This is a genomic window from Deinococcus actinosclerus (assembly GCF_001507665.1).
GTDB classification, from domain to species: domain Bacteria; phylum Deinococcota; class Deinococci; order Deinococcales; family Deinococcaceae; genus Deinococcus; species Deinococcus actinosclerus.
Genome location: NZ_CP013910.1, coordinates 2211981 through 2231544 on the forward strand (window position 1 = coordinate 2211981; position 19564 = coordinate 2231544).

Consider the following 19564-nt stretch of genomic DNA (forward strand, 5'->3'; position numbering starts at 1 on the left):
GAATACGCCGGGTGGCGGAGGGACCGGCGCCGCCAGCGGGGCGCGAGCGTCAGGATTTGCTGAACGGCCCGCCCACGGACGCCGCGCCGGGGGGGCTTAGGCTGGGCGCATCCCAAGGGAGGAACGCATCATGATGGACATCTTCAACATGCTGGGCGGAATGGGGCAGGCAGAGCAGCGGATCGGGCAGCAGGCGGGCACGACGCCCGGGCAGACGCAGGCGGCCATGCAGGCGGCGTTGCCGCTGCTGCTGGGCGCCCTGACCCGCAACGCCGCGCAGCCCGGCGGGCTGGACACCCTGAGCGGCGCGCTGGACCGCCACGACGGCTCGGCCCTGGACGCCTTCGCGCAGGGGCAGGTGCCCGACACGCAGGACGGTCAGAAGATCCTGGGGCACGTGTTCGGCAGCCAGCAGGCCCAGGTGGCGCAGGCCGTCAGCAAGCGGGCCGGGATCGACCCGCAGCTCGCCATGCAGATTCTGAGCATGCTGGCCCCGCTGGTCCTGGCGTACCTGGGCCGCCAGCGGCAGGGGGGCGGGATGAGCACGAACAGCGGTCAGACCGGCGGCCAGGGCGGCCCGGATCTGGGCAGCATCCTGGGCGGTCTGGTGGGGGGCGGCGGTCTGGGCAGCGTGCTCGGCGGCATCCTGGGCGGCGGGCAGCAGCGCGCGCCGGCGCAGCAGCCGCAGTCGGGCAGTGTGCTGGGGGGCGGCAGTGTGCTGCCCGGCTACCCGGACGCGGGGGCCGCGCAGACGGGCACGACGGGCGGCAGCGGTGACCTGTTCGGCACGCTGAACCGCGCCCTCGACGGCGACGGGGACGGCAACGCCCTGAATGACCTGATCGGCATGTTCAGCGGGCGCCGCTGACGGCACCGCGCCACCCAACCGACCACATAGGGAAGAGGCCCGGGGGCACGCAGCGCCCGGGCCTCTTCTCTACGCAGACTTCGGTACGGAGACGGGTCAGTTCAGCTGTTCCGGCACGCGGCGGGGCGTGACGCCCTCGGTGAAGGCTGCCACGCCGGCACCGATGGCCGCGCCAAGCAGCGGGCCGGCCCAGTACACCCACTGGTCCGCCCAGTGTCCGCCGATCAGGGCGGGGCCGAAGGCGCGGGCGGGGTTCATGGCCGCGCCGGTCAGGGGCCCGGTGGCGAGGATGTCCATGACGATGGTCAGGCCCACGATCAGGCCGCCCAGCACGTGCCGCTGGTGAATGGCGACCTTCACGACCACCAGGACCAGAAAGGCGGTGGTGATCACCTCGGCGAGCAGGCCGCCACCGAGCGTGATCCCATTCAGGGCGGGCGTGCCGTAGCCGATGGCCTGCATGCGGGCGGGTCCGGCGACGCCCAGCGCGGCCAGGGCGCCCAGGGCCGCACCGATCAGCTGGGCGGGAACGAAGCTCAGGGTGGTGCGCCAGTCCTGGTGGCCGCTGAGGCTCAGGGCGACGCTGACAGCCGGGTTGAACTGCCCGCCGCTGACGGTGCCCAGGGCCATGGCCATCACGGCGATGGCCAGACCGTGCGCGAAGGCGACGCCCAGCAGGGTGGCGTTGTTGCTGATGGCGAGCAGGCCTGCGAAGACCAGCGCGAAGGTCCCGATGAGCTCGGCGGTGAGTTTCTGTGGTGACATCCGCGCCAATGTACCGGCGGCGCGGAGGGCTGGACAATCACCCCGACTGGTGAGGCTTACGCGGTGCGTTGGCGCGAGCGGGGCAGGTACCCGGCGGGCGTGTCGCCCTCGCCCGCGAAGAGGCTGGTGGTCAGGTAGCGGGCGCCGGTGTCGCAGGCGATGGTGGCGACGCGCCGGCCGGGGCCCAGGCGGCGGGCGACCTCCAGCGCGGCCCAGGCCATCGCGCCGCTGCTCATGCCGACGAACACGCCTTCCTCCTGCGCCAGGCGGCGGGCCAGTGGGTAGGCGTCTTCCTCCCACACGTCGATCACGTCGTCGATGACGCTGCGGTCGAGGTTGTCCGGGATGAAGCCGGGGCCCATGCCCTGGAAGCCGTGGGTGCCCATCTCGCCGCCGGTCAGGACGTTGCTGCGCGCCGGTTCACAGGCGATGATCTGCACGTCCGGGTTCATGCGCCTCAGGTACCGGCCGACGCCGCTGATGGTGCCGCCGGTGCCGCTGCCGTACACGAAGGCGTCGATGCGGCCGTCCATCTGCTCCCACAGTTCGGGGCCGGTGGTGCGTTCGTGCACGGCGGGGTTGGCGGGGTTACCGAACTGGTTCATCATGACCGCGCCGCGCTCCTGCACGAGCTTCTCGGCTTCCTCGATGGCGGCCAGCATGCGGCGGGTGGGGTCGGTGAGGATCAGTTCGGCGCCGTACGCGACCAGGGTGCGTTTGCGTTCCTCGCTCATGCTGGCGGGCATGCACAGGATCAGTTTGTAGCCCTTGGCAGCGGCGACCTGCGCCAGTCCGATGCCGGTGTTGCCGCTGGTGGGTTCCACGATGGTCCCACCGGGTTTCAGGACGCCGCGCCGCTCGGCGTCCTCGATGAGGCCCAGGGCGGTGCGGTCCTTGATGCTGCCGCCGGGGTTCTGACCTTCGAGTTTCACGAACACGTCGGCCATGCCGGGCTCGACGACGCGCGTCAGTTGCAGGAGGGGGGTGTGCCCGATGAGGGACTCGATCATGCCGCTCAGGATAGGCGCTGCCGGGCCGCGCCGTGGTGGCGGCGCAGACAGGTGGCGCGCAGACAGGTCGCAGTCCCAGACAGCGCGCGTCCGCCCGCGCCTGGGCTGGCGGGGCGGACGCGATTGGGGGGAGGGACTCAGCTCAGGCGGTCGTCGGGCGCGACGGGAAGGGTCGCGGGGCGGCGCTCGTCGGCGGCACCGGACGCAGGGGCACTGGGTGCGGGGACGCTGGGTGTGGGGACGCTGGGCGCGGCAGGCTGGGCACCGACCTGGGCCGTTGCGGGGTGCACGGGGTCGGGCTGGCTGTCCAGCGCGGCCTCACCGGTCGCGTCGGGCCGGCTGGCCAGCGGGTCGAGGTCGGGGGCCTCCTTGTTCACGCTCTCCACCAGGATGTCCAGCATGTCACCGTCACGCGCGGCCTGCACGGCCTTGTGCGTCACGATCTCGCCCACGTTCAGGATGATGCTGTCGTCCGGCGCCAGGATCACGCGCGTGACGGGCCGGCCCAGCGCGTCGCGCACCTTCTGCTCCTGCGCCTCCTGCTGGCGCTGGTCGATGGCCTGCTCGGCCTGCTCGCGCTTGTCACCCAGCCAGTGCTTGGCGCGTTCCAGCAGGTTGCCGGCACTCTCGCTGACGTTCCCCAGCCCCTGGCTGACGGCGCTCGTGGCGCTCACGCCGGGCCGCGTGCTGCCGGTCGTGGCGTCGATCAGGGCCTGCTGCGCCCCCACGTGCCGCGCGCGGTCCAGGATGGCGGGCGTCACGATCTGGCCCTGCGCGGCCACGAGGCTGCCGCCGGGGGCGCGCACGTCGGTCTTCACGCGGCGGCCGATGGTCGCCTCGGGGCTGTTCGGGTCGAGCTGCTGGCGCTGGCGCAGCCCCTCCACGCCCTCCTGGATGGCGCCACCGGTCGCGGCGGCGGTCAGGGCGGCGAGGCGGCCGGTCTGTTCGGCGCGGTCGGCCTGGAAGCTGGTGATGGTCGCCCCGGCAGGCACGATGACCTCACCCGCGTCGGTGGTGATCTCGCTGCGGGCGGTCTTGCCGGTCACGTAGGCCTTCTGCCGTTCGGCGGTGGCGTCCTTGACGTCCTCGTAGGATTCCTGCACGCGGTCACGGGCGCTGCCGTAGGCGCCGGCGATCACGCCGCCGGTCGCGGCGGTGGCCAGCGCGGCGAGCTTCCCGGCCGCCTCGGCGTCGTCGGCGTGCGCGGCGGTGATGGTCTCGCCCTTGGCGACGATCAGGTGGCCGTCGGTGGCGGTGATGTCTCCCCCGGCGGTCTTGCCGACCACGTATTCCTTCTGGCGTTCGCGGGTGGCCTCGGCGATGTTCTCGTAGGCGCCCTTGACCCCTTCGGCGGCGTTGCCGTAGGCGTCCTTGATGCCCTCGGCGGCGTTCTGGTACGCGCCGCTGATGCTCTCACCGGCGCTGTTCAGGGCGCCCTTCAGGCCGCCGTCCTCCTGTTCCTGCATGGCCTGCGCAACCGTGACGGGGACGATGGCGGTGTCGGTGCCGATCTGCACGCTCTCGGGCGCGGGCACGAAGGTGCGGCCGCTGCTCAGGTCGGCGAACAGGCCGCCGGTGGCCTCGTAACCCTCGACGCGGCCGGTGTGCTCGTCGAAGAACACGTCGGCGATGCGGCCCAGGTTCTGCCCGTCGGTGGTCAGCAGGGTCAGGCCGACCAGGCTGGTCTTGCTGTCCAGCGCCTCTTTCAGGCGGCCGTCCTCGCGGGTGGTGGTGACGTCGTCGGGCGTGCCGATCATGATGGCGTCCTCACCGACGCTGCGGATGCGCTCGAAGGGCACGACCTTCGCGGCGCTGAACCAGCCGCCCTCGTCGACGAGCAGACCCAGCACCTGATTGGCCTGGTGGTCGAAGATGACGTCATGCACGCGGTCGACCTTCTCGCCGGTGCTGACCGCGATGATGGAACGGTTCAGGATATCTTTGCCTTTGATCATGGGGTCTCCGGGTCGGGCGTCAGAAGCCCAGGTTGAGCAGGCCCTGCGGCTTGAGGTACAGGAAGTACGCCAGCAGGAACAGAACGATGAGCAGGACGAGGACGAGCAGGATGCGACCTCCGCTGCCTCCGGGTTTGCCTTTCAGTCGGGTCATGGTGCCTCCACGAGCGAGTGTAGGCAGCGGCGCGCCCTGTTCCGTGGGGAGCCACTGACGCTGGCTTGACTGAACCTTGCGGCCCTCTTTAGGCGGCAGGGGGGCTAGCCTGTGCGCCATGAGTGCCGCCTCCCCTGCCCTGCCGTTCCTGCGTGCGCCCGGCGCGCCGCCCGCCGCCGCCGAGCGGCCCTTGGCCGAGCTGCCCCTGACCGTCCTCGTGGGCGTGACCGGGGTGGGCAAGAGCACCGCGCTGGCCGCGCTGACCGGCGCCGACGCGGGCATGCGGGTCCTGCCGGACCGGCGCGACGTGACCGACGCCGTGATGATCCTCCCCGCCACGGGCGGCGCGCCCGTGCGGGACCGCGAGGACCGCTTCCGGCTGACGGCGGCGTACCGGCAGGCGCATCCGGGTGGGATGGCGCAGGCGCTGGGGTCACTGATCGCGGACGTGAGCCACTGGGGTGAGACGCCGGTGTTCGACGGGCTGCGCGGTCTGGATGAGGTGGAGTACGCGGCGCAGGCGTTCCCCGCGTGGCGGTTCGTGGCGCTGGGCGCGCCGGACGCGGTGCGGGTGCGGCGGCTGCTGGGCCGCGCGGACGCCTTTGATCAGGTGGGGGCGGGTGGGGGCGGCGCGCTGCGCGAGGAGCTGGCGGCGCTGAGAGGCGTGGACGCGGTGTTCACCCCGGCTGAACTGGATGAGCTGGCGGCGCTGGCGCAGGCGGGGTTCGCCCCGGCGGACGTGCTGGCGAAGGTGAAGATCGTGGTGTCCGAACGCCGCAACTACGACCCGGCGGCCGCCGAGGCGTTCCTGCGGACCCTGCCGCCCGCGCGGGCGCTGGTACTGGACACCGTGGCGCTGGACCCGGCGGGCGTGGCGGCGGCGGTGCGCGCCTGGGCCGGAGGTGAGGCGTGAGCGCCCCGACGGTCGCGCGGGTGGAGGGCATTCCCTTCCGGCTGCCGCTCACGTCCGCGCTGGCGTGGGGGGCGCACTCGGCCCTGAGTGCCGCCGAGCACGTCCTCGTGCGCGTGACCCTCTCGGACGGAACGGTGGGGCAGGCCGAGGCCACGCCGCGCCCCACCATCTACGGCGAGACGACCGCGAGCGTGCTGGGCATCCTGGCCCAGCTGGAGGTGGGGTTAAGCGGCACGGTGATTACGGACGAGGCCGGGCTGAACCGGGTGCGGAACAGCGTGGTGAACAACCACACGGCGCGCGGCGCGCTCGATATGGCGCTGCATGACGCCCGCGCCCGCGCGCAGGGCCTGACCCTGTTCGACACGCTGCTGGGCCCGAACACGCGGGTGCGGCCCAGTTTCATCCTGGGGATCGCCCCCCCGGAGGAGATGCTGGCCGAGGCGCGGCGCGTGGTGGCGGCGGGGGTGCGCTGCCTGAAGGTGAAGGTGGGCCGCGAGCACGAGCGCGACCTGCGCGTGATCCGCGAGCTGCGCGCCGAATTCGGCCCTGAGGTGCTGCTGTACGCCGACAGCAACGAGACCCTGACGCCGCAGTCAGCCCCGGCGGCGCTGGACGCCATGCGCGAGGCGGGGCTGATGTACGTCGAGGAACCGCTGCCCGCCCGGAACCTGCGGGCGCGGGCCGAGCTGCACGCGCAGGGGCGGCTGCCGATCGTGGCAGACGACTCGTGCTTCACGCCCGCGGACTTGGAGCGCGAACTGGACTTCGACACCTTCGACGTGCTGAACGTGAAGACCGCCCGCAACGGCTTCACGGACGGCCTGCAGATGCTGCGCCGGGCGGCGGCGGCGGGCAAGCGCGGCATGGTGGGCTCGCAGGCCAGCACGGGGCTGGGTACCATCCACGCGGCGCTGCTCTCGACCCGGGCCGAGGTGACCGAGCCGTGCGAGCTGAGTTTTGTGCTGAAGTTGCAAGACGACCTGCTCACCGGCGGGATCGGGTTCCGGGATGGCTGGCTGGATGTGACTTCTATGAGAGAACTGGCAGTGGATGAGGTGAAGCTGAGCCGCTACCGCCTTTCATGAAGGGCCTGTCCAGGCAGTTCCAGTCGCATGAATCCCCGCGTCTCACCTGAAGGGCCCACAGGGTCATATGCCTGTCATGGTTGCCCTTCAATAATGAGGTATGGCTCAAGAGATGCTTAACGCTCTGCTGCTGCCGCTGCTGTTCAGCATGGCAGGCGGCACCTTCGTCTTCCTGCGGCGTCCCGATCAACGCACGCGCGGTCTGCTGGTCATGATCCTCTTCCAGCTCGTCGGCGCGGCTGGCAACGTCATGCAGTCCAGCCCGGAACTGTACGCACTGCTGTGCGTGCACGCGCTGGTGGTGCTGATCCTGATGACCCGTCATCTCCAGTCCCCCCACGTCACGCCGCACCCCAGCGGCGAGTAAACCGGGCAGCGGGCAGGGCGGCTCCTCCGGATGGGCCGCCCTGCCCGCTGGTCCGGGACCCTACCGTGAGGCCCGCCGCAGCCCGGGGCAGCGCGGGCGGGTACACTCGGGCGCATGACGCGCCGCGACCCCGACTCGCGCACCCAGACGCTGGAACGCACGCACACGCAGCGGCCCCGCCTGTTCCGGGTGCTGCTGCTGAACGACGACTACACCCCCATGGAATTCGTGGTGATGGTGCTCAGGCGCTACTTCCGCAAGGCCGAGCAGGAGGCGGAGCTGATCATGCTGGCCGTGCATCACAAGGGGCAGGGCGTGGCGGGCGTGTACACCCGCGACGTGGCGGAGACGAAGGTCGCGCAGGTCATGAATCACGCGCGCCGCGACGGGCATCCCCTGCGGGTCGTGGCGGAACCGGAGCCGGACGCATGATCGGCGATCATCTGCAGGTCACGATTGGCCGCGCGGCGGACTACGCGCGCGAGGCGGGCCACGAGCTGGTCACGCTGGAGCACCTGCTGCTGGCCCTGACGCACGACCCGGAGGCGCGCGAGGCGCTGCTGGCGGTGGGCGTGGACGTGGAGCGGCTGCGCGAGGACCTCCAGGGCCTGCTCGCGGAGTTTGAGGCCGTGCCGGACGCCGAGCCGGACTTCACGCTGGGCGTGCACAGGGTCGTGGAGGGCGCGGTGCTGCAGCTGCATGCCAGCGGCAAGGGGCACGAGGTCGCGGACGGCGCGCGGGTGCTCGTGGAACTGCTCGAAGAACCCGACAGTCCGGCGCGCGCGGCGCTGGAGGCGCGGGGGGCGTCGCGGCTGGACGTGCTGAGTTTCGTGTCGCACGGCGCGGCGAAGGTGCCCGGGCGTGACCGCGAGCGGCGCGTGGACGGCGTGGACGGCCCGGCCCCCGAGGCGGCCCCGGAGGAGGCCGATCCGCTGGAGGCCTACGCGGCGGACCTGACGGCGCAGGCGCGCGCCGGGGCGTTCGATCCGGTGATCGGGCGCGTGGCGGAACTGGAGCGGGTGGTGCATGTGCTGGCGCGGCGCGGGAAGAACAACCCGGTGCTGGTCGGCGAGCCGGGCGTGGGCAAGACCGCGCTGGCCGAGGGCCTCGCGCAGCGGATCGTGGACGGTGAGGCGCCCGGTTTCCTGCGGGGCGCGTCGGTGTTCGCGCTGGACCTGGGGGCGCTGCTGGCCGGAACGCGCTACCGGGGTGATTTCGAGGCGCGGCTGAAAGCGGTCCTCGCCGCGCTGGACGGGCAGAACGCGGTGCTGTTCATCGACGAACTGCACACCCTGGTGGGCGCCGGGGCGACCGAGGGCGGCAGCGTGGACGCCGCGAACCTCCTCAAACCGGCCCTCGCGCGGGGCAAGCTGCGGGTGCTGGGGGCGACCACCCCGGCGGAACTGCGGCACCTGGAGAAGGACCGGGCACTGTGGCGCCGCTTCCAGACCGTCGAGGTGCCCGAGCCGGGAGAGGAGGACGCGCTGAAGATCGTGCAGGGCCTCGCGCCCCGCTACGAGGCGCACCACGGGGTGGTGTTCACCCCGGACGCGCTGGACGCGGCGGTGCGGCTGTCGGTGCGGCACCTGCGCGACCGCTTCCTGCCGGACAAGGCCATCGACGTACTGGACGAGGCGGGCGCGGCGCGCAGCAGCGCCGGGACAGGCGGCACTATCGACGTGCCGGACATCGAGGGCACGGTGGCGCGCATGGCGCGCGTCCCACTGGGCGCCGTGAAGGCCGAGGAGGTCACGTCCCTGGCGACGCTGGAGGCCGACCTCAGGGCGCGGGTGTTCGGGCAGGACGCGGCGGTGGGCGCCGTGGCGAGCGCCGTGAAGCTGGCCCGCGCGGGCCTGCGCGACCCAAACAGACCGCAGGGGGCGTTCCTGTTCGCCGGGCCGACCGGGGTGGGCAAGACCGAACTGGCCCGCGCGCTGGCCGAGCGGCTGGGCATTCGCCTGGCGCGGTTCGACATGAGCGAGTACCAGGAGGCGCACACGGTTGCGCGCCTGATCGGGGCGCCCCCCGGGTACGTGGGCTTCGATCAGGGCGGCCTGCTCACCGACGCGGTGGCGAAGCATCCGCACGCGGTGCTGCTCCTCGACGAGATCGAGAAGGCCCACCCGGACGTGTACAACGTGTTCCTGCAGCTCATGGATCACGGGACGCTGACCGACCACACCGGGAAGAAGGTGGACGGGCGCGGCCTGATCCTGGTGTTCACCACGAACGCCGGCGCCGCCGACGCCTCGCGGCCCGCGCTGGGCTTCGGGCGCACGGGCCGCGCGGGCGAGGAGGCGGAGGCTGTGAAGCGGACGTTCACGCCGGAGTTCCGCAACCGCCTAGATGGGGTGCTGCACTTCGCGCCGCTGTCGCCGGAGGTGATGGGCGGCGTGGTGGACAAGTTCGTGCGGGAATTGCAGGTGCAGCTGGAGGAACGCCGCGTGACCCTGACCGTGACCCCGGCGGCGCGCGCGCGGCTGGCGGCGCTGGGGTACGACCCGCTGATGGGCGCGCGGCCGCTGGCGCGCGTGATCGAGGCGCAGCTCAAGCGGCCGCTGGCCGACCTGATGCTGTTTGGCCGCCTGAAAGGTGGGGGGCGCGTGCGGGTGGGCGTCAAGGACGGGAGCTTTACGTTCACTTAATTTCGCGTGCTGGACGTAAAGATTCCCTGGGATTGTCCTCACATGAGAACCGCCGGAAATCGGGAAGATGACAGGCATGAAACCCACCCTGCTGGCCCTTCTGACTGCTGCCCTCCTCGCCTCCTGCGCGCCGAAGACCGAGTCCACCGAGACCTCCACCGACGGCACCACCACCACCACCACCACGGACACCGGCGTCGCCGCCGACAGCACCCTGAACAACGGTGACACCGCCAACGCCAGCGAAGAAGCCGACATGGCAGCCGGCGACGGCCTCGAAGGCATGGTCATGAACTTCGACGGCACCGCCAAGACCTTCGGTCTGAACGAAAACGACAAGAACTACAACGTCAGCGTGACCGACACCACCACCTATGAGGGTAGCGCCACCACCGCCGACGAGTTCTTCGGCACTGACCGCAACGACGCCAACGTGTCCGTCGAAGGCGAGATCAACGGCGAGAGCCTCGTCGCCAGCAAGATCACCCTGAACTAAACCACCCCACACGCCAGGGCCGGGTTCCTACAGGAGCCCGGCTTTGGCATGACGCTACGCTGGGCAGATGACCGACGTGCTCATCCGCCCGGCCCATCCGTTTGATGCGGCGTTCGCCGTTCCGCTGATCCAGGCGACCATCGGGCCCATCGGGCTGGCCCTGACCAGCGCCTCTGCCAGCGTGGAGGCCGAGCGGGCCCTGCTGGGCTTCTACCCGCTGCGGGGCAACCGCCTGAGTTTCGAGCATCAACTGATCGCCCAGTCGCCCACCGGGGAGGGGCTGGGCCTGATCCTCGCGTACCCGGGCGAGCACGCCGAGGCGCTGGATGATCCGTTCCGCGAACGGCTCCGCGCCCTGGGCCTGCCGGGGCGCATCGAGTCCGAGGGCACGCCCGGCGAACTGTACGTGGATACCCTGGCGGTCACGGAGACCGCGCGGGGACGCGGGATCGGCACCCGGCTGCTGGACGCGGCGGCCGATGGCGCCGTGGCGCTGGGGCTGAACCGGGTCGGCCTCCTCGTCGAGGACGGCAACCCGGCCGCGCGCCTGTACGACCGACAGGGCTTCCGTCCGGCGGGCACCCGCCGGCTGGCGGGCGGCACGTACACGCATCTGGTCCGCGACCTGACCTGAGCGTCCCCCTTCCGACTGATCCACGGTGGGGGCGGCGGGCGGTATGCTCCGCGCGTGCGCACTCCGGTTGTCGTTGGTCTGGTCGTCCTGGCGGGCGTGGTGGCGGTCGTGTCGCCCGCCGCGCCGTTTCTCGCGCGGTACGGCACGCTGCCGCGCAAGGCCGAGGGGCCGGTGAATCTGGTGCTGGCCGGCGTGGACGTCGCTTACGATGACCGCTCGGCCGTGTGGCCGTGGCCGGCCAAGGCGGAAACCTTCTCGACCCGGACCGACACGCTGATGCTCGCGCAGGCCTGGCCGGACGGGCGCGTGAACATGCTCAGCATCCCCCGCGACTCCTGGGTGAACCTGCCCAAAGCCGGCTGGGGCAAGATTAACGGCGCGAACGTGCATGGCGGCCCGGAGCTCCTCATGCGGGCCGTGCAGGACCTGACGGGCCTGCCGGTGGACGGATACGCGCTGCTCAGCCTGAACGCCGTACCCGCCCTGACGGACGCGGCGGGCGGCGTGACGGTGGATGTGGGACAGGCCATGAAGTACGACGACAACGCCGGGAAGCTGCACATCGACCTGAAGCCCGGTCGGCAGCGCCTCAGTGGCGAGCAGATGGTGGGCTTCCTGCGCTTCCGGCACGACAACCTGGGCGATATCGGCCGGATCGCGCGGCAGCAGCAGTTCGTGGGGGCGCTGGGCGCGCAGGTGCGTAGCCCGCTGAACGTGTGGCGGCTCCCGCTGATGGTCGCGGCGGTGGACCGCAACATGAAGTCGAACCTGACCCGCGCGCAGGTGGCGGCGCTGATGGGCGCGGGCCTGAGCGGCGTGAAGATCAAGACGCATCAGGTGCCCGGTAATTTCGGGTACCGGGGCGCGGCGAGTGTCTGGGAGGTGGACCGCGCGGCGCTGGGCGCGCTCATCGCCAGGGAGTTCCGTGACCCGAACGATCCGCGGTCGCTGGGCGTGGCGGTCGTGAACACCGACGCCCCGGACGGCAGCGCCCGCCGCCTGAAGGAGCGGCTGGAGGGCCTGGGCTACGCGAACGTCTGGATCGTGAACGAGCCGCGCGGCCCGGCCAGGACCACCGCGTCGGGCGCGGCGGCGGCGCGGGTGCTGCGTGACGTGGGCTTCGGGACGGTCAGCGAGCAGCCCCTGGCCTCCGGGGCGGACGTGACCGTGCGGCTGGGCTCGGATACACCCGCGCCCTGAGGACGGGAGCGCAGGGCGCGGGGGAGCCGGTCATGGCTCCCCTCGCCTGTCTGCTTGTGCCCACTTGATCTGAAACGATTCAGACCGTACTGTGCTGGGCATGACCTCCTCCCTGACCGGCGAGCTGAAGTGGTGGCAGAGCGGCATCATCTACCAGATCTACCCCCGTTCCTTCCAGGACGACAGCGGCGACGGCGTGGGCGACCTGCGCGGCATCACCCGCCGCCTGCCGTACGTGGCGAGCCTGGGCGTGAAGGCCGTGTGGCTCTCCCCCATCTTCAAGAGCCCCATGCGCGACTTCGGCTACGACGTCGCCGACTACTGCGACATCGACCCGCTGTTCGGCACGCTGGAGGACTTCGACGCCTTCGTGGCCGAGGCGCACCGCCTGGACCTGAAGGTCATGCTGGACTACGTGCCCAACCACTCGTCCAGTGACCACGCGTGGTTCCAGGAGGCACTGACGGGCAAGGGCAGCGCGAAACGCGACTGGTACGTGTGGCGCGACCCGGCCGAAGGCGGCGGCCTGCCGAACAACTGGAAGTCCTTCTTCGGCGGGCCCGCCTGGACGCTGGACGAGGCCAGCGGGCAGTACTACCTCCACCAGTTCCTGCCCAGCCAGCCGGACCTGAACTGGCGCAACCCGGCCGTGCGGCAGGCGATGTTCGACGCGCTGCGCTTCTGGATGCGCCGCGGCGTGGACGGCTTCCGCGTGGACGTCATCTGGCTGCTGGCCGAGGACGACCGCTACCTGGACGAACCCGAGAACCCCGACTGGCAGCCCGGGCAGCCCGAACACTGGAGCCTCCTGCACCCCTACACCCAGGACCAGCCGGAGACGCACGAGTACATCCGCGAGATGCGCGCCGTGCTGGACGAGTTCGATGACCGCATGATGGTCGGCGAGATCTACCTGCCGGTCGAGCAGCTCCTGCCGTACTCCGGCACGGAGGACGCGCGGATGGTGCACCTGCCATTCAACTTCCACCTGATCCTGATGCCCTGGACGGCCGGGGACGTGCGGCGCTTCACGGACAGCTACGACGCGGCGTGCCTCGCGGCGGGCGCGTGGCCGAACTGGGTGCTCGGCAACCACGACCAGCACCGCTTCCGCAGCCGGGTCGGCGACGCGCAGTACCGCGTGGCTCAGACCCTCCTGCTGACCCTGCGCGGCACGCCCACCGTGTACTACGGCGACGAGATCGGCATGCACGACGTCGAGATTCCCGCCGACCGCATCGTGGACCCCGCCGCGCTGCAACAGCCCGACAGCCCCGAGGCGGGCCGTGACCCGGAACGCACCCCCATGCAGTGGGACGCTGGCGTGAACGCGGGCTTCAGCGCGGAGGGCACGATCCCCTGGCTGCCCATCGCGGATGACTGCGCCACCCTGAACGTCACCGCGCAGGAGGGCGACCCGGCCAGCGACCTGAACTACTTCCGCGCGCTGACCCGCCTGCGCCAGGAACACCCCGCGCTGATCGGCGGCACGTACCGCAGCGTGGACGCCCCCGATGACGTGTTCGCCTTCGTCCGCGAGGAGCATGGCGAGACCCTGACCGTCCTGCTGAACTTCGGCGCGCAGACCCACGACCTCGGCGCCCTGGCAGGCGGCGAGACCCTCCTGAGCAGCCTGGGAGACCAGCCCGCGAGCGGCGCGGCCCTGCGCCCGAACGAGGCCCGCATCCTGCGGGGGTAGTGGGAAGGAGGCAGTGGGGAGTGGGAAAAACAAAGAGGGGGGGAGGTTGTCGGGTGACAGCCTCCCCCCCCCTCTGCTGCTATGGCACGCGGGGGTGGATGTTCGCGCTGATCGCATCGGCGCTGTACAGGCACCCGTAGGGATACACCGTGACGCGACCGCCGTCGTGACTCGTCAGTTCACCCCGCACCTGCCACAGCTCCGGGGTGAGGGCCTTCACGCCGGTCAGCCGGTTGGACTGCTCTGCTTCTCTGCGCCGTGATACTGCTTGGCCAGGACGAGGCGCGCGGAGCTCACGCACCGCTGCGTGATCACCTTCGGCTCGGGCAGGGGGGCAGTCACCGCAGGGGGCGGCGCCGTCCTCGCACCACGCTTCGCCCGCAGTCCAGCCCCGAGCGTCACGGCCAGCAGGACGCACGCCAGCACCACACCCAGCCTCTGCATCGTCGTCATCCCAGCCTCCGATCAGGAGGGGTGGGCTCCGTCACCGGACGAAGCCCACCCCTCCAGTGCCCACGTCCAGCGTCAGGTCGCGCGGCGGGCCTGCATGACCTTCAGCAGGACGGGCACGATGCTGATCACGACGACGCCCCCCACGATGAGCAGGATGTAGCGGTCGAGGTGGGGAATGCGGTCGCCCAGGAAGTACCCCAGCGCGGGCACGCTGACCCCCCACAGCAGGGCGCCGAGGATGTTGTACAGCGTGAACGGCACCAGGGGCATGCGGCTCACGCCCGCCATGGTGGGGACCAGGGTGCGCACGACCGGCACGAAGCGCGCCAGGACGACGGCCAGCCAGCCGTAGCGGGTGAAGAACAGCTCGGCGCGGGTCACGTACTCGGGTTTGAAGTACCGGGCGTCCTGGTTGGCGAACACGCGCGGCCCGAACTTCCCGCCGATAAAGTACCCGGCGACGCACCCCAGGATCGCGCCCGCCACGACGGCCGCCATGATCCCCCCGAGACTCAGGGCGCCCCCGGCGGCGAGGACCCCGGCGGCCAGCAGCAGGGTGTCGCCCGGCAGGAAGAAGCCCAGCAGCAGTCCGGTCTCGGCGAAGACGATGGCGAAGAGCCCCACGTAGGACGCGGAGAGGATCAGGCTGGTCAGGTCGTGCATACCCGATCAGGCTAGCGTGCCGGGTTGCACCCGCGCGTCACTCGCAGGATGGAGGGCGCGCTTCATGAAGGCCCCCGCGCCGCTGCGGGGCGGCCCTCAGCGCGCGCGGAGGTTGGTGGTGTTCCCGGCGGTGTCGGTGACCACGATGTCGGCCCAGATGCCGGTCGTCTCGGCGTAGAACTCGACCTCCTTGCCGGGCGTGATGTTCAGGCGGTTGCCGTCCACGCTGACCTGCGCGACGCGGACGTTGTCGCTGGCGACGCCGGACACGCGGATCACGTTTCCGCTGCGCTCGAAGCGGGTGACCTTCACGGTGGGCCGCGTGGGATCGACACTGACGGGCAGCACCAGTTTCGCCGCGTTCCCGGCGGCGTCCCGGGCGGTGATGGTGTACTGCCCGGTGGGCGTGGACAGCACCGCCTGGAACTGGAAGCGGGCGATCTTGCGGCTGCCGGGCTGGATGGGGATGCTCTTGCCGTCCACCTGAATGTCGGTGACGCCGGTGTCGTCGAGGACGTAGCCCTGGACCAGGAAGCCGTTGGCGCTTCGGGTCGCGCCGGTATCGGTGACGCTGATCCGGGGCGTGAAGTTGTCGGCCGTGCGGGCGCAGCTGCCCAGCGCGAGGATCAGGCTGGCTCCCAGCAGGGCGAGGATGGGGGAGCGGCGCATACAGGGCAAGTATACCCGCCGCGTGGGCGGGCCTGGACCGGAGCGCGGCGCAGACCGGCGCGGCCGCGCGGACCGGGATGACGGTGGGCGGCGCGGGTGGCGCTTAGAATGCCGGGCGTGAATTCGTCCGCCTCATCATCCGCTGCCGCAGCCGGCTCCGCGCCGCGCGTGTCGGCGTTCATTCCGGAGGGCACGCGCGACGTGCTGCCGCCCGAGTGGGCGCAGCGCGAAGCGATCCGCGCGCAGCTGTCCGGCCTGTTTTCCCGCTGGGGCTACCGGGGCGTGGAGGTCCCCGCCCTGGAGTACGCCAGCGCGCACCATCCGCAGGACGCCGTGGCGTTCAAGCTGATCGACTCGGGCGGGCAGGTGCTCTCGCTGCGCAGCGAGTTCACGACCGCCGTGGGCCGCCTGGTGCGCACGCGCTACCCGCACGGGCCGTTCCCGCTGCGGCTGCAGTACTCGGGGCGGCTGTGGCTGCGCGCGCAGAACAGCGAGCTGGGCCGCCTGCGCGAGTTCAATCAGCTGGGCGTGGAACTGATCGGCGTGGAGTCCGCCCGTTCGGACGCGGAGCTGCTGCATCTGGCGGCGGCGGCGCTGCGTGAGGTCGGGGTGGGCGCGGCGCTGGAGGTCGGGTACCCGGGCTTCGTGGACGCCGTGCTGGAGGACGCCGGGCTGCACGGCGCGGCGCGGGCGGCGCTGCATGACGCGATCGACCGCAAGAGTGGCGCGGACGTGGACCTGCTGTGCGGCCAGTTCGGGCTGGGCGGCGAGACGCGCCGCACCCTGCACGCCCTGACGGACCTGTACGGCGGCCCCGAGGTACTCGACGCCGCGCAGGCGCTGGCGCAGGGCACGCGCGCGCACGAGGCGGTGGCGCACCTGCGGCGCGTGGCCGCGCTGTACGCGGGGCCGCTGCTGTTCGACCTGGGCGTCAGCCGCCGCTACGACTACTACACCGGGCTGACCTTCCGCGCGTACGCGCCGGGCCTGAACCAGCCGGTGCTGGGCGGGGGCCGCTACGCGCTGGAGGGCGGCCTGCCGGGCGCGGGCTTCGCGCTGGGCCTGGAACGCCTGATGCGCGCCCTGGCCGGCGACCTGCCCCCCGAACCGGAACTGGTGCTGGCGCTGGACCTCGCGGCGGCCGAGGCGGCGCGCGCGCAGGGCCTGCACGCGGAACTCGCCTGGACGGACGACCGGGCTGACTTGCAGGCGTTCAGCGCGGCGCGCGGCATCCGCCGCTGGGCCTACACCGACGGCGGCACGCTGATCTTCCAGCCCGCCACGGAGGTGACGCTGTGACCCCCGCCCCCACCCGGGACCCCGGGCACCTGACCCTGGCGCTGCCCAAGGGCCGCATCCTGGAAGACGCCATCGCGCTGCTCTCGCAGGCGGGCCTGCCGCTGACCATGCCCGAGAAATCCCGCGCGCTGCGCCACGAGTTCCCCGGCGTGACGGTGCTGGAACTGCGCAACCAGGACGTGCCGGTGTACGTGGACCTGGGCGTCGCGGACGCCGGGATCGTCGGGAAGGACGTGCTGATCGAGTCGGGGCGCACCGTGTACGAACCGGTGGACCTGCGCTTTGCCGGGTGCCGCCTCTCCCTGATCCGCGAGGTCGGCGCGGGCGGCGACATCGCGCGGGTCGGCACGAAGTACCCCCGCGCGGCCCGCGCGTACCTGAACGCGCGCGGCATTCCCGCCGAGATCGTCAAGCTCAGCGGGAACATCGAACTGGCGTGCCTGACGGGCCTCGCGGACGCCGTGGTGGACCTCGTGCAGACGGGCAGCACCCTGCGCGCGAACAACCTGGAGGAGGTGGACGTGCTGTTCCACTCGACCGCGCGGCTGGTCGTGAACCGCGCGGCCCTCAAGACCCGCCGCGAGCGCCTGCGGCCCCTGATCGAGCGTCTGCGCGAACTGACCTCGCAGTAAACGCAGGAAGTGGAAAGTGGGGAGTGGATGCGGCGCAGCTCCACTCCCCACTTCCTACTGCCCACTCCCCTCTTCCGGCCTACTTCGCGGCGTTCAGGGCGCGTTCCATGCGGGTCAGCGCCTCGGTCAGCAGTTCGCGGCTGGTGGCGAAGTTCAGGCGGATGAAGCCCTGGTACTGCGGCTTGTGGCCCTCGTGCGCGAAGACCGGGCCGTCGTGGATGGCGACCCGCGCCTCCTCCAGCAGGAAGGTCTGGATGTCCCCGGCGCGCGGGTGGGCACGCAGATCCAGCCACGCGAGGTACGTCGCCTCGGGGACGTGGAAGCGCACCCAGGGGAGCCGCTCGCGCAGGAACGCCGCCATGAAGTCGCGGTTCTCCCGCAGGTACTCGACGGTCTCGGCCAGCCAGGGGCCACCCTCGGCCAGGGCGGCGCGCCACATGGTGAGGCTCAGGGCGCTCTCGTGGCCCATCAGGCCGCCCGCCGCGCCGCGCACGCGGGTCAGCAGCTGGGCGCTGTGGCTGATCATCGCGCCGATCCCCAGGCCGGCCGTGTTGAACGCCTTGCACGGCCCGGTCAGGGTGATGGTGCGGCTCTGCACGCGCGGGTCGGCGGCGAACGACTCGAACGGTCCGTCCGTGAAGCGCAGGTCGGCGTGCAGCTCGTCACTCATGACGAACAGGTCGCGCGCGATCACCAGGTCGCGCAGTTTCTGCAACTCCTCGGCCGTCCAGACGCGCCCGGTGGGGTTGTGCGGGTGGCACAGCAGCAGCAGCCGCGACCCGCGCGACGCGGCGTCCATCGCCGCCCAGTTGATCTCGAAGCCGTTCTCGCCGTCGCGCAGGGGCACGCCTGCCACGCGGCGGCCCAGATCCGTGATCGCCAGATGGAACGGGTGGTAGATGGGCGTCATGGTCACGACCGGTTCACCCGGCGTGGTCAGCGCGTGCACGGCGGCGTAGATGCCCGGCACGACGCCCGGCAGGAACGTGAGGTTCTCGGCCGTGAGGCTGTCGAGTCCCTGCGCGGCCAGTTTCGGCAGCAGGGCGTCTTTCAGTCGGGTGTCGCCGCGCAGCTGCGCGTAGCCCAGGCCCTGATCCAGCCGCTCGTGCAGCGCCTTCATGATGGGCGGCGCGACCGGGAAGTCCATGTCCGCCACCCACATGGGAATGACGTCTTCCGGGTACAGCGTCCATTTCAGCGAGTCGGGGTGACGCAGGGCGCTGACGTCCAGGGTGTCGCGCGGGTTCCGGGCAGTGTCCGTCATGAGGGCGAGCATACCCCCCGCCCATGAGGAGGCGGGCAGGGAGCGCCTCTCGTCCCCCGCACGCCGCCGCGGGGCTACACTGCTCGGCATGCTGGCGATCATCGGCGCAATGGACGAAGAAATCGAGTTGCTCTTGGGGGACCTGCGGGAGCGTGAGGACCTGAGCTTTCCGGGCGTGACCCTGCACCGGGGCGCGCTGGACGGCGTGCCGGTCCTGCTCACGCGCGGCGGGATCGGCAAGGTGAACGCCGCGATGACCACCACGTACCTGCTGATGCAGGGCGCGACCCGCGTGATCTTCACGGGCGTGGCGGGCGGCGTGCACCCCGAGCTGCGGGTCGGGGACATCGTGGTGAGCACCGACTGCGTGCAGCACGACGTGGACGTGACCGCGCTGGGCTACGCGGTGGGCACCGTGCCGGGTGAACTCCCGGCGTGGCCCGCCGACGACACGCTGCGCGCGGTGGCGCTGGAGGCCGCGCGGGACGTGGAGGGCGTGCGCGTGCTGGACGGCCGCGTGGCGAGCGGGGATCAGTTCATCGCGTCCAGGGAGGGCGTGACGCGCCTGTGGACGGGCTTCGGTGCGGCCTGCGCCGAGATGGAGGGCGCGGCGGTCGCGCAGGTGTGCGCGAAGGCGGGCGTGCCGTTCGTGGTGATCCGCTCGGTCAGCGACACGGCCGACCACGACGCGAAGGTGGATTACCGGGAGTTCATGCCGCTGGTGGCCCGCCACGCCAAGCAGGTCGTGCGCGGCATGCTCGCGCGCCTGAGCGCCCAGGCCGGCTGAGTC

Annotated in this window: 22 protein-coding genes; 13 read left to right on the top strand and 9 right to left on the bottom strand. The window is 71.6% G+C overall.

Features of this window, described 5'->3' with window-relative positions; translation table 11 throughout:
* Positions 1-130: 130 nt before the first annotated feature.
* The gene (locus tag AUC44_RS10705; RefSeq protein WP_062158613.1) at positions 131-868 is read left to right on the top strand and encodes a DUF937 domain-containing protein; all 738 of its coding nucleotides are present in this window, start codon (positions 131-133) and stop codon (positions 866-868) included.
* Between the two features lie 96 nt (positions 869-964).
* Here the strand turns inward: AUC44_RS10705 and AUC44_RS10710 are convergent, their stop codons facing one another.
* From AUC44_RS10710 to AUC44_RS17200, 4 genes are all read right to left on the bottom strand, one after another.
* Positions 965-1633 carry an MIP/aquaporin family protein gene (locus tag AUC44_RS10710; RefSeq protein ID WP_062158614.1) on the bottom strand — a complete coding sequence of 223 codons (669 nt, stop codon included), beginning with the start codon at positions 1631-1633 and terminating at the stop codon, positions 965-967.
* A gap of 56 nt (positions 1634-1689) precedes the next feature.
* Positions 1690-2643: a cysteine synthase A gene (gene cysK / locus AUC44_RS10715; RefSeq protein WP_062158615.1), complete on the bottom strand. Its 954-nt coding sequence runs from the start codon at positions 2641-2643 to the stop codon at positions 1690-1692.
* 137 nt (positions 2644-2780) lie between these two features.
* Positions 2781-4598, bottom strand: a complete 1818-nt coding sequence (locus tag AUC44_RS10720; RefSeq protein WP_082689036.1) for a PRC-barrel domain-containing protein — start codon at positions 4596-4598, stop codon at positions 2781-2783.
* Between the two features lie 19 nt (positions 4599-4617).
* Complete coding sequence (locus AUC44_RS17200) at positions 4618-4752, bottom strand: hypothetical protein (protein ID WP_257721363.1); 135 nt, start codon at positions 4750-4752, stop codon at positions 4618-4620.
* 118 nt (positions 4753-4870) lie between these two features.
* Here AUC44_RS17200 and AUC44_RS10725 point away from each other — a divergent pair, with 118 nt between their 5' ends.
* The 9 genes from AUC44_RS10725 to AUC44_RS10765 all read left to right on the top strand — a co-directional run bounded on the left by AUC44_RS10725 (position 4871) and on the right by AUC44_RS10765 (position 13794).
* The gene (locus AUC44_RS10725; RefSeq protein WP_062158616.1) at positions 4871-5665 is read left to right on the top strand and encodes a DEAD/DEAH box helicase family protein; all 795 of its coding nucleotides are present in this window, start codon (positions 4871-4873) and stop codon (positions 5663-5665) included.
* On the top strand, positions 5662-6753 hold the full coding sequence (locus tag AUC44_RS10730; RefSeq protein WP_062158617.1) for an enolase C-terminal domain-like protein: 1092 nt from the start codon (positions 5662-5664) through the stop codon (positions 6751-6753). The genes AUC44_RS10725 and AUC44_RS10730 overlap by 4 nt, the downstream gene beginning before the upstream one ends.
* A 112-nt stretch (positions 6754-6865) precedes the next feature.
* A complete protein-coding gene (locus AUC44_RS10735; RefSeq protein ID WP_231724421.1) occupies positions 6866-7120 on the top strand; it encodes a hypothetical protein in 255 nt (84 codons plus the stop codon).
* 114 nt (positions 7121-7234) lie between these two features.
* The gene (gene clpS, locus AUC44_RS10740) at positions 7235-7552 is read left to right on the top strand and encodes an ATP-dependent Clp protease adapter ClpS (RefSeq protein ID WP_062158619.1); all 318 of its coding nucleotides are present in this window, start codon (positions 7235-7237) and stop codon (positions 7550-7552) included.
* Entirely contained in the window at positions 7549-9765 is a 2217-nt protein-coding gene (locus AUC44_RS10745) for an AAA family ATPase (RefSeq protein ID WP_062158620.1), read from the top strand. The genes clpS and AUC44_RS10745 overlap by 4 nt, the downstream gene beginning before the upstream one ends.
* A 76-nt stretch (positions 9766-9841) precedes the next feature.
* A complete protein-coding gene (locus tag AUC44_RS10750; RefSeq protein ID WP_062158621.1) occupies positions 9842-10261 on the top strand; it encodes a hypothetical protein in 420 nt (139 codons plus the stop codon).
* Positions 10262-10328: 67 nt separating this feature from the next.
* Entirely contained in the window at positions 10329-10895 is a 567-nt protein-coding gene (locus tag AUC44_RS10755; RefSeq protein ID WP_062158622.1) for a GNAT family N-acetyltransferase, read from the top strand.
* A 54-nt stretch (positions 10896-10949) separates the two neighbouring features.
* Positions 10950-12095, top strand: coding sequence for an LCP family protein (locus AUC44_RS10760; protein ID WP_062158623.1), 1146 nt, complete (start codon positions 10950-10952; stop codon positions 12093-12095).
* Positions 12096-12195: 100 nt separating this feature from the next.
* Complete coding sequence (locus AUC44_RS10765; RefSeq protein WP_062158624.1) at positions 12196-13794, top strand: alpha-amylase family glycosyl hydrolase; 1599 nt, start codon at positions 12196-12198, stop codon at positions 13792-13794.
* Positions 13795-13873: 79 nt separating this feature from the next.
* On the opposite strand, the gene AUC44_RS16565 is transcribed toward AUC44_RS10765, so the two are convergent.
* The 4 genes from AUC44_RS16565 to AUC44_RS10780 all read right to left on the bottom strand — a co-directional run bounded on the left by AUC44_RS16565 (position 13874) and on the right by AUC44_RS10780 (position 15579).
* The gene (locus tag AUC44_RS16565; protein ID WP_157445319.1) at positions 13874-14014 is read right to left on the bottom strand and encodes a hypothetical protein; all 141 of its coding nucleotides are present in this window, start codon (positions 14012-14014) and stop codon (positions 13874-13876) included.
* Between the two features lie 5 nt (positions 14015-14019).
* Entirely contained in the window at positions 14020-14247 is a 228-nt protein-coding gene (locus AUC44_RS10770; protein WP_062158625.1) for a hypothetical protein, read from the bottom strand.
* A gap of 72 nt (positions 14248-14319) precedes the next feature.
* Positions 14320-14910 (bottom strand): DedA family protein, encoded by a 591-nt coding sequence (locus AUC44_RS10775; RefSeq protein ID WP_062158626.1) that lies wholly within the window; start codon positions 14908-14910, stop codon positions 14320-14322.
* 96 nt (positions 14911-15006) lie between these two features.
* Positions 15007-15579, bottom strand: a complete 573-nt coding sequence (locus AUC44_RS10780; RefSeq protein ID WP_062158627.1) for a hypothetical protein — start codon at positions 15577-15579, stop codon at positions 15007-15009.
* Positions 15580-15759: 180 nt separating this feature from the next.
* Here AUC44_RS10780 and hisZ point away from each other — a divergent pair, with 180 nt between their 5' ends.
* Both hisZ and hisG read left to right on the top strand, forming a co-directional pair.
* On the top strand, positions 15760-16878 hold the full coding sequence (hisZ, locus tag AUC44_RS10785; protein WP_062159803.1) for an ATP phosphoribosyltransferase regulatory subunit: 1119 nt from the start codon (positions 15760-15762) through the stop codon (positions 16876-16878).
* Entirely contained in the window at positions 16875-17510 is a 636-nt protein-coding gene (hisG, locus tag AUC44_RS10790; protein WP_062158628.1) for an ATP phosphoribosyltransferase, read from the top strand. The genes hisZ and hisG overlap by 4 nt, the downstream gene beginning before the upstream one ends.
* 79 nt (positions 17511-17589) lie before the next feature.
* Here hisG and AUC44_RS10795 read toward each other — a convergent pair whose 3' ends face one another.
* Complete coding sequence (locus tag AUC44_RS10795; RefSeq protein WP_062158629.1) at positions 17590-18774, bottom strand: MalY/PatB family protein; 1185 nt, start codon at positions 18772-18774, stop codon at positions 17590-17592.
* Between the two features lie 88 nt (positions 18775-18862).
* On the opposite strand from AUC44_RS10795, the gene AUC44_RS10800 reads away from it, so the two are divergent.
* Positions 18863-19561, top strand: a complete 699-nt coding sequence (locus AUC44_RS10800) for a 5'-methylthioadenosine/adenosylhomocysteine nucleosidase (protein ID WP_062158630.1) — start codon at positions 18863-18865, stop codon at positions 19559-19561.
* Positions 19562-19564 lie beyond the last annotated feature (3 nt).

Coding starts and splice junctions, on each gene's coding strand:
- AUC44_RS10705 (WP_062158613.1), top strand. CDS start 131: ATGATGGACATCTTCAACATGCTGGGCGGAATGGGGCAGGCAGAGCAG.
- AUC44_RS10710 (WP_062158614.1), bottom strand. CDS start 1,633: ATGTCACCACAGAAACTCACCGCCGAGCTCATCGGGACCTTCGCGCTG.
- cysK (WP_062158615.1), bottom strand. CDS start 2,643: ATGATCGAGTCCCTCATCGGGCACACCCCCCTCCTGCAACTGACGCGC.
- AUC44_RS10720 (WP_082689036.1), bottom strand. CDS start 4,598: ATGATCAAAGGCAAAGATATCCTGAACCGTTCCATCATCGCGGTCAGC.
- AUC44_RS17200 (WP_257721363.1), bottom strand. CDS start 4,752: ATGACCCGACTGAAAGGCAAACCCGGAGGCAGCGGAGGTCGCATCCTG.
- AUC44_RS10725 (WP_062158616.1), top strand. CDS start 4,871: ATGAGTGCCGCCTCCCCTGCCCTGCCGTTCCTGCGTGCGCCCGGCGCG.
- AUC44_RS10735 (WP_231724421.1), top strand. CDS start 6,866: ATGCTTAACGCTCTGCTGCTGCCGCTGCTGTTCAGCATGGCAGGCGGC.
- clpS (WP_062158619.1), top strand. CDS start 7,235: ATGACGCGCCGCGACCCCGACTCGCGCACCCAGACGCTGGAACGCACG.
- AUC44_RS10745 (WP_062158620.1), top strand. CDS start 7,549: ATGATCGGCGATCATCTGCAGGTCACGATTGGCCGCGCGGCGGACTAC.
- AUC44_RS10750 (WP_062158621.1), top strand. CDS start 9,842: ATGAAACCCACCCTGCTGGCCCTTCTGACTGCTGCCCTCCTCGCCTCC.
- AUC44_RS10755 (WP_062158622.1), top strand. CDS start 10,329: ATGACCGACGTGCTCATCCGCCCGGCCCATCCGTTTGATGCGGCGTTC.
- AUC44_RS10765 (WP_062158624.1), top strand. CDS start 12,196: ATGACCTCCTCCCTGACCGGCGAGCTGAAGTGGTGGCAGAGCGGCATC.
- AUC44_RS10770 (WP_062158625.1), bottom strand. CDS start 14,247: ATGACGACGATGCAGAGGCTGGGTGTGGTGCTGGCGTGCGTCCTGCTG.
- AUC44_RS10775 (WP_062158626.1), bottom strand. CDS start 14,910: ATGCACGACCTGACCAGCCTGATCCTCTCCGCGTCCTACGTGGGGCTC.
- AUC44_RS10780 (WP_062158627.1), bottom strand. CDS start 15,579: ATGCGCCGCTCCCCCATCCTCGCCCTGCTGGGAGCCAGCCTGATCCTC.
- AUC44_RS10795 (WP_062158629.1), bottom strand. CDS start 18,774: ATGACGGACACTGCCCGGAACCCGCGCGACACCCTGGACGTCAGCGCC.
- AUC44_RS10800 (WP_062158630.1), top strand. CDS start 18,863: ATGCTGGCGATCATCGGCGCAATGGACGAAGAAATCGAGTTGCTCTTG.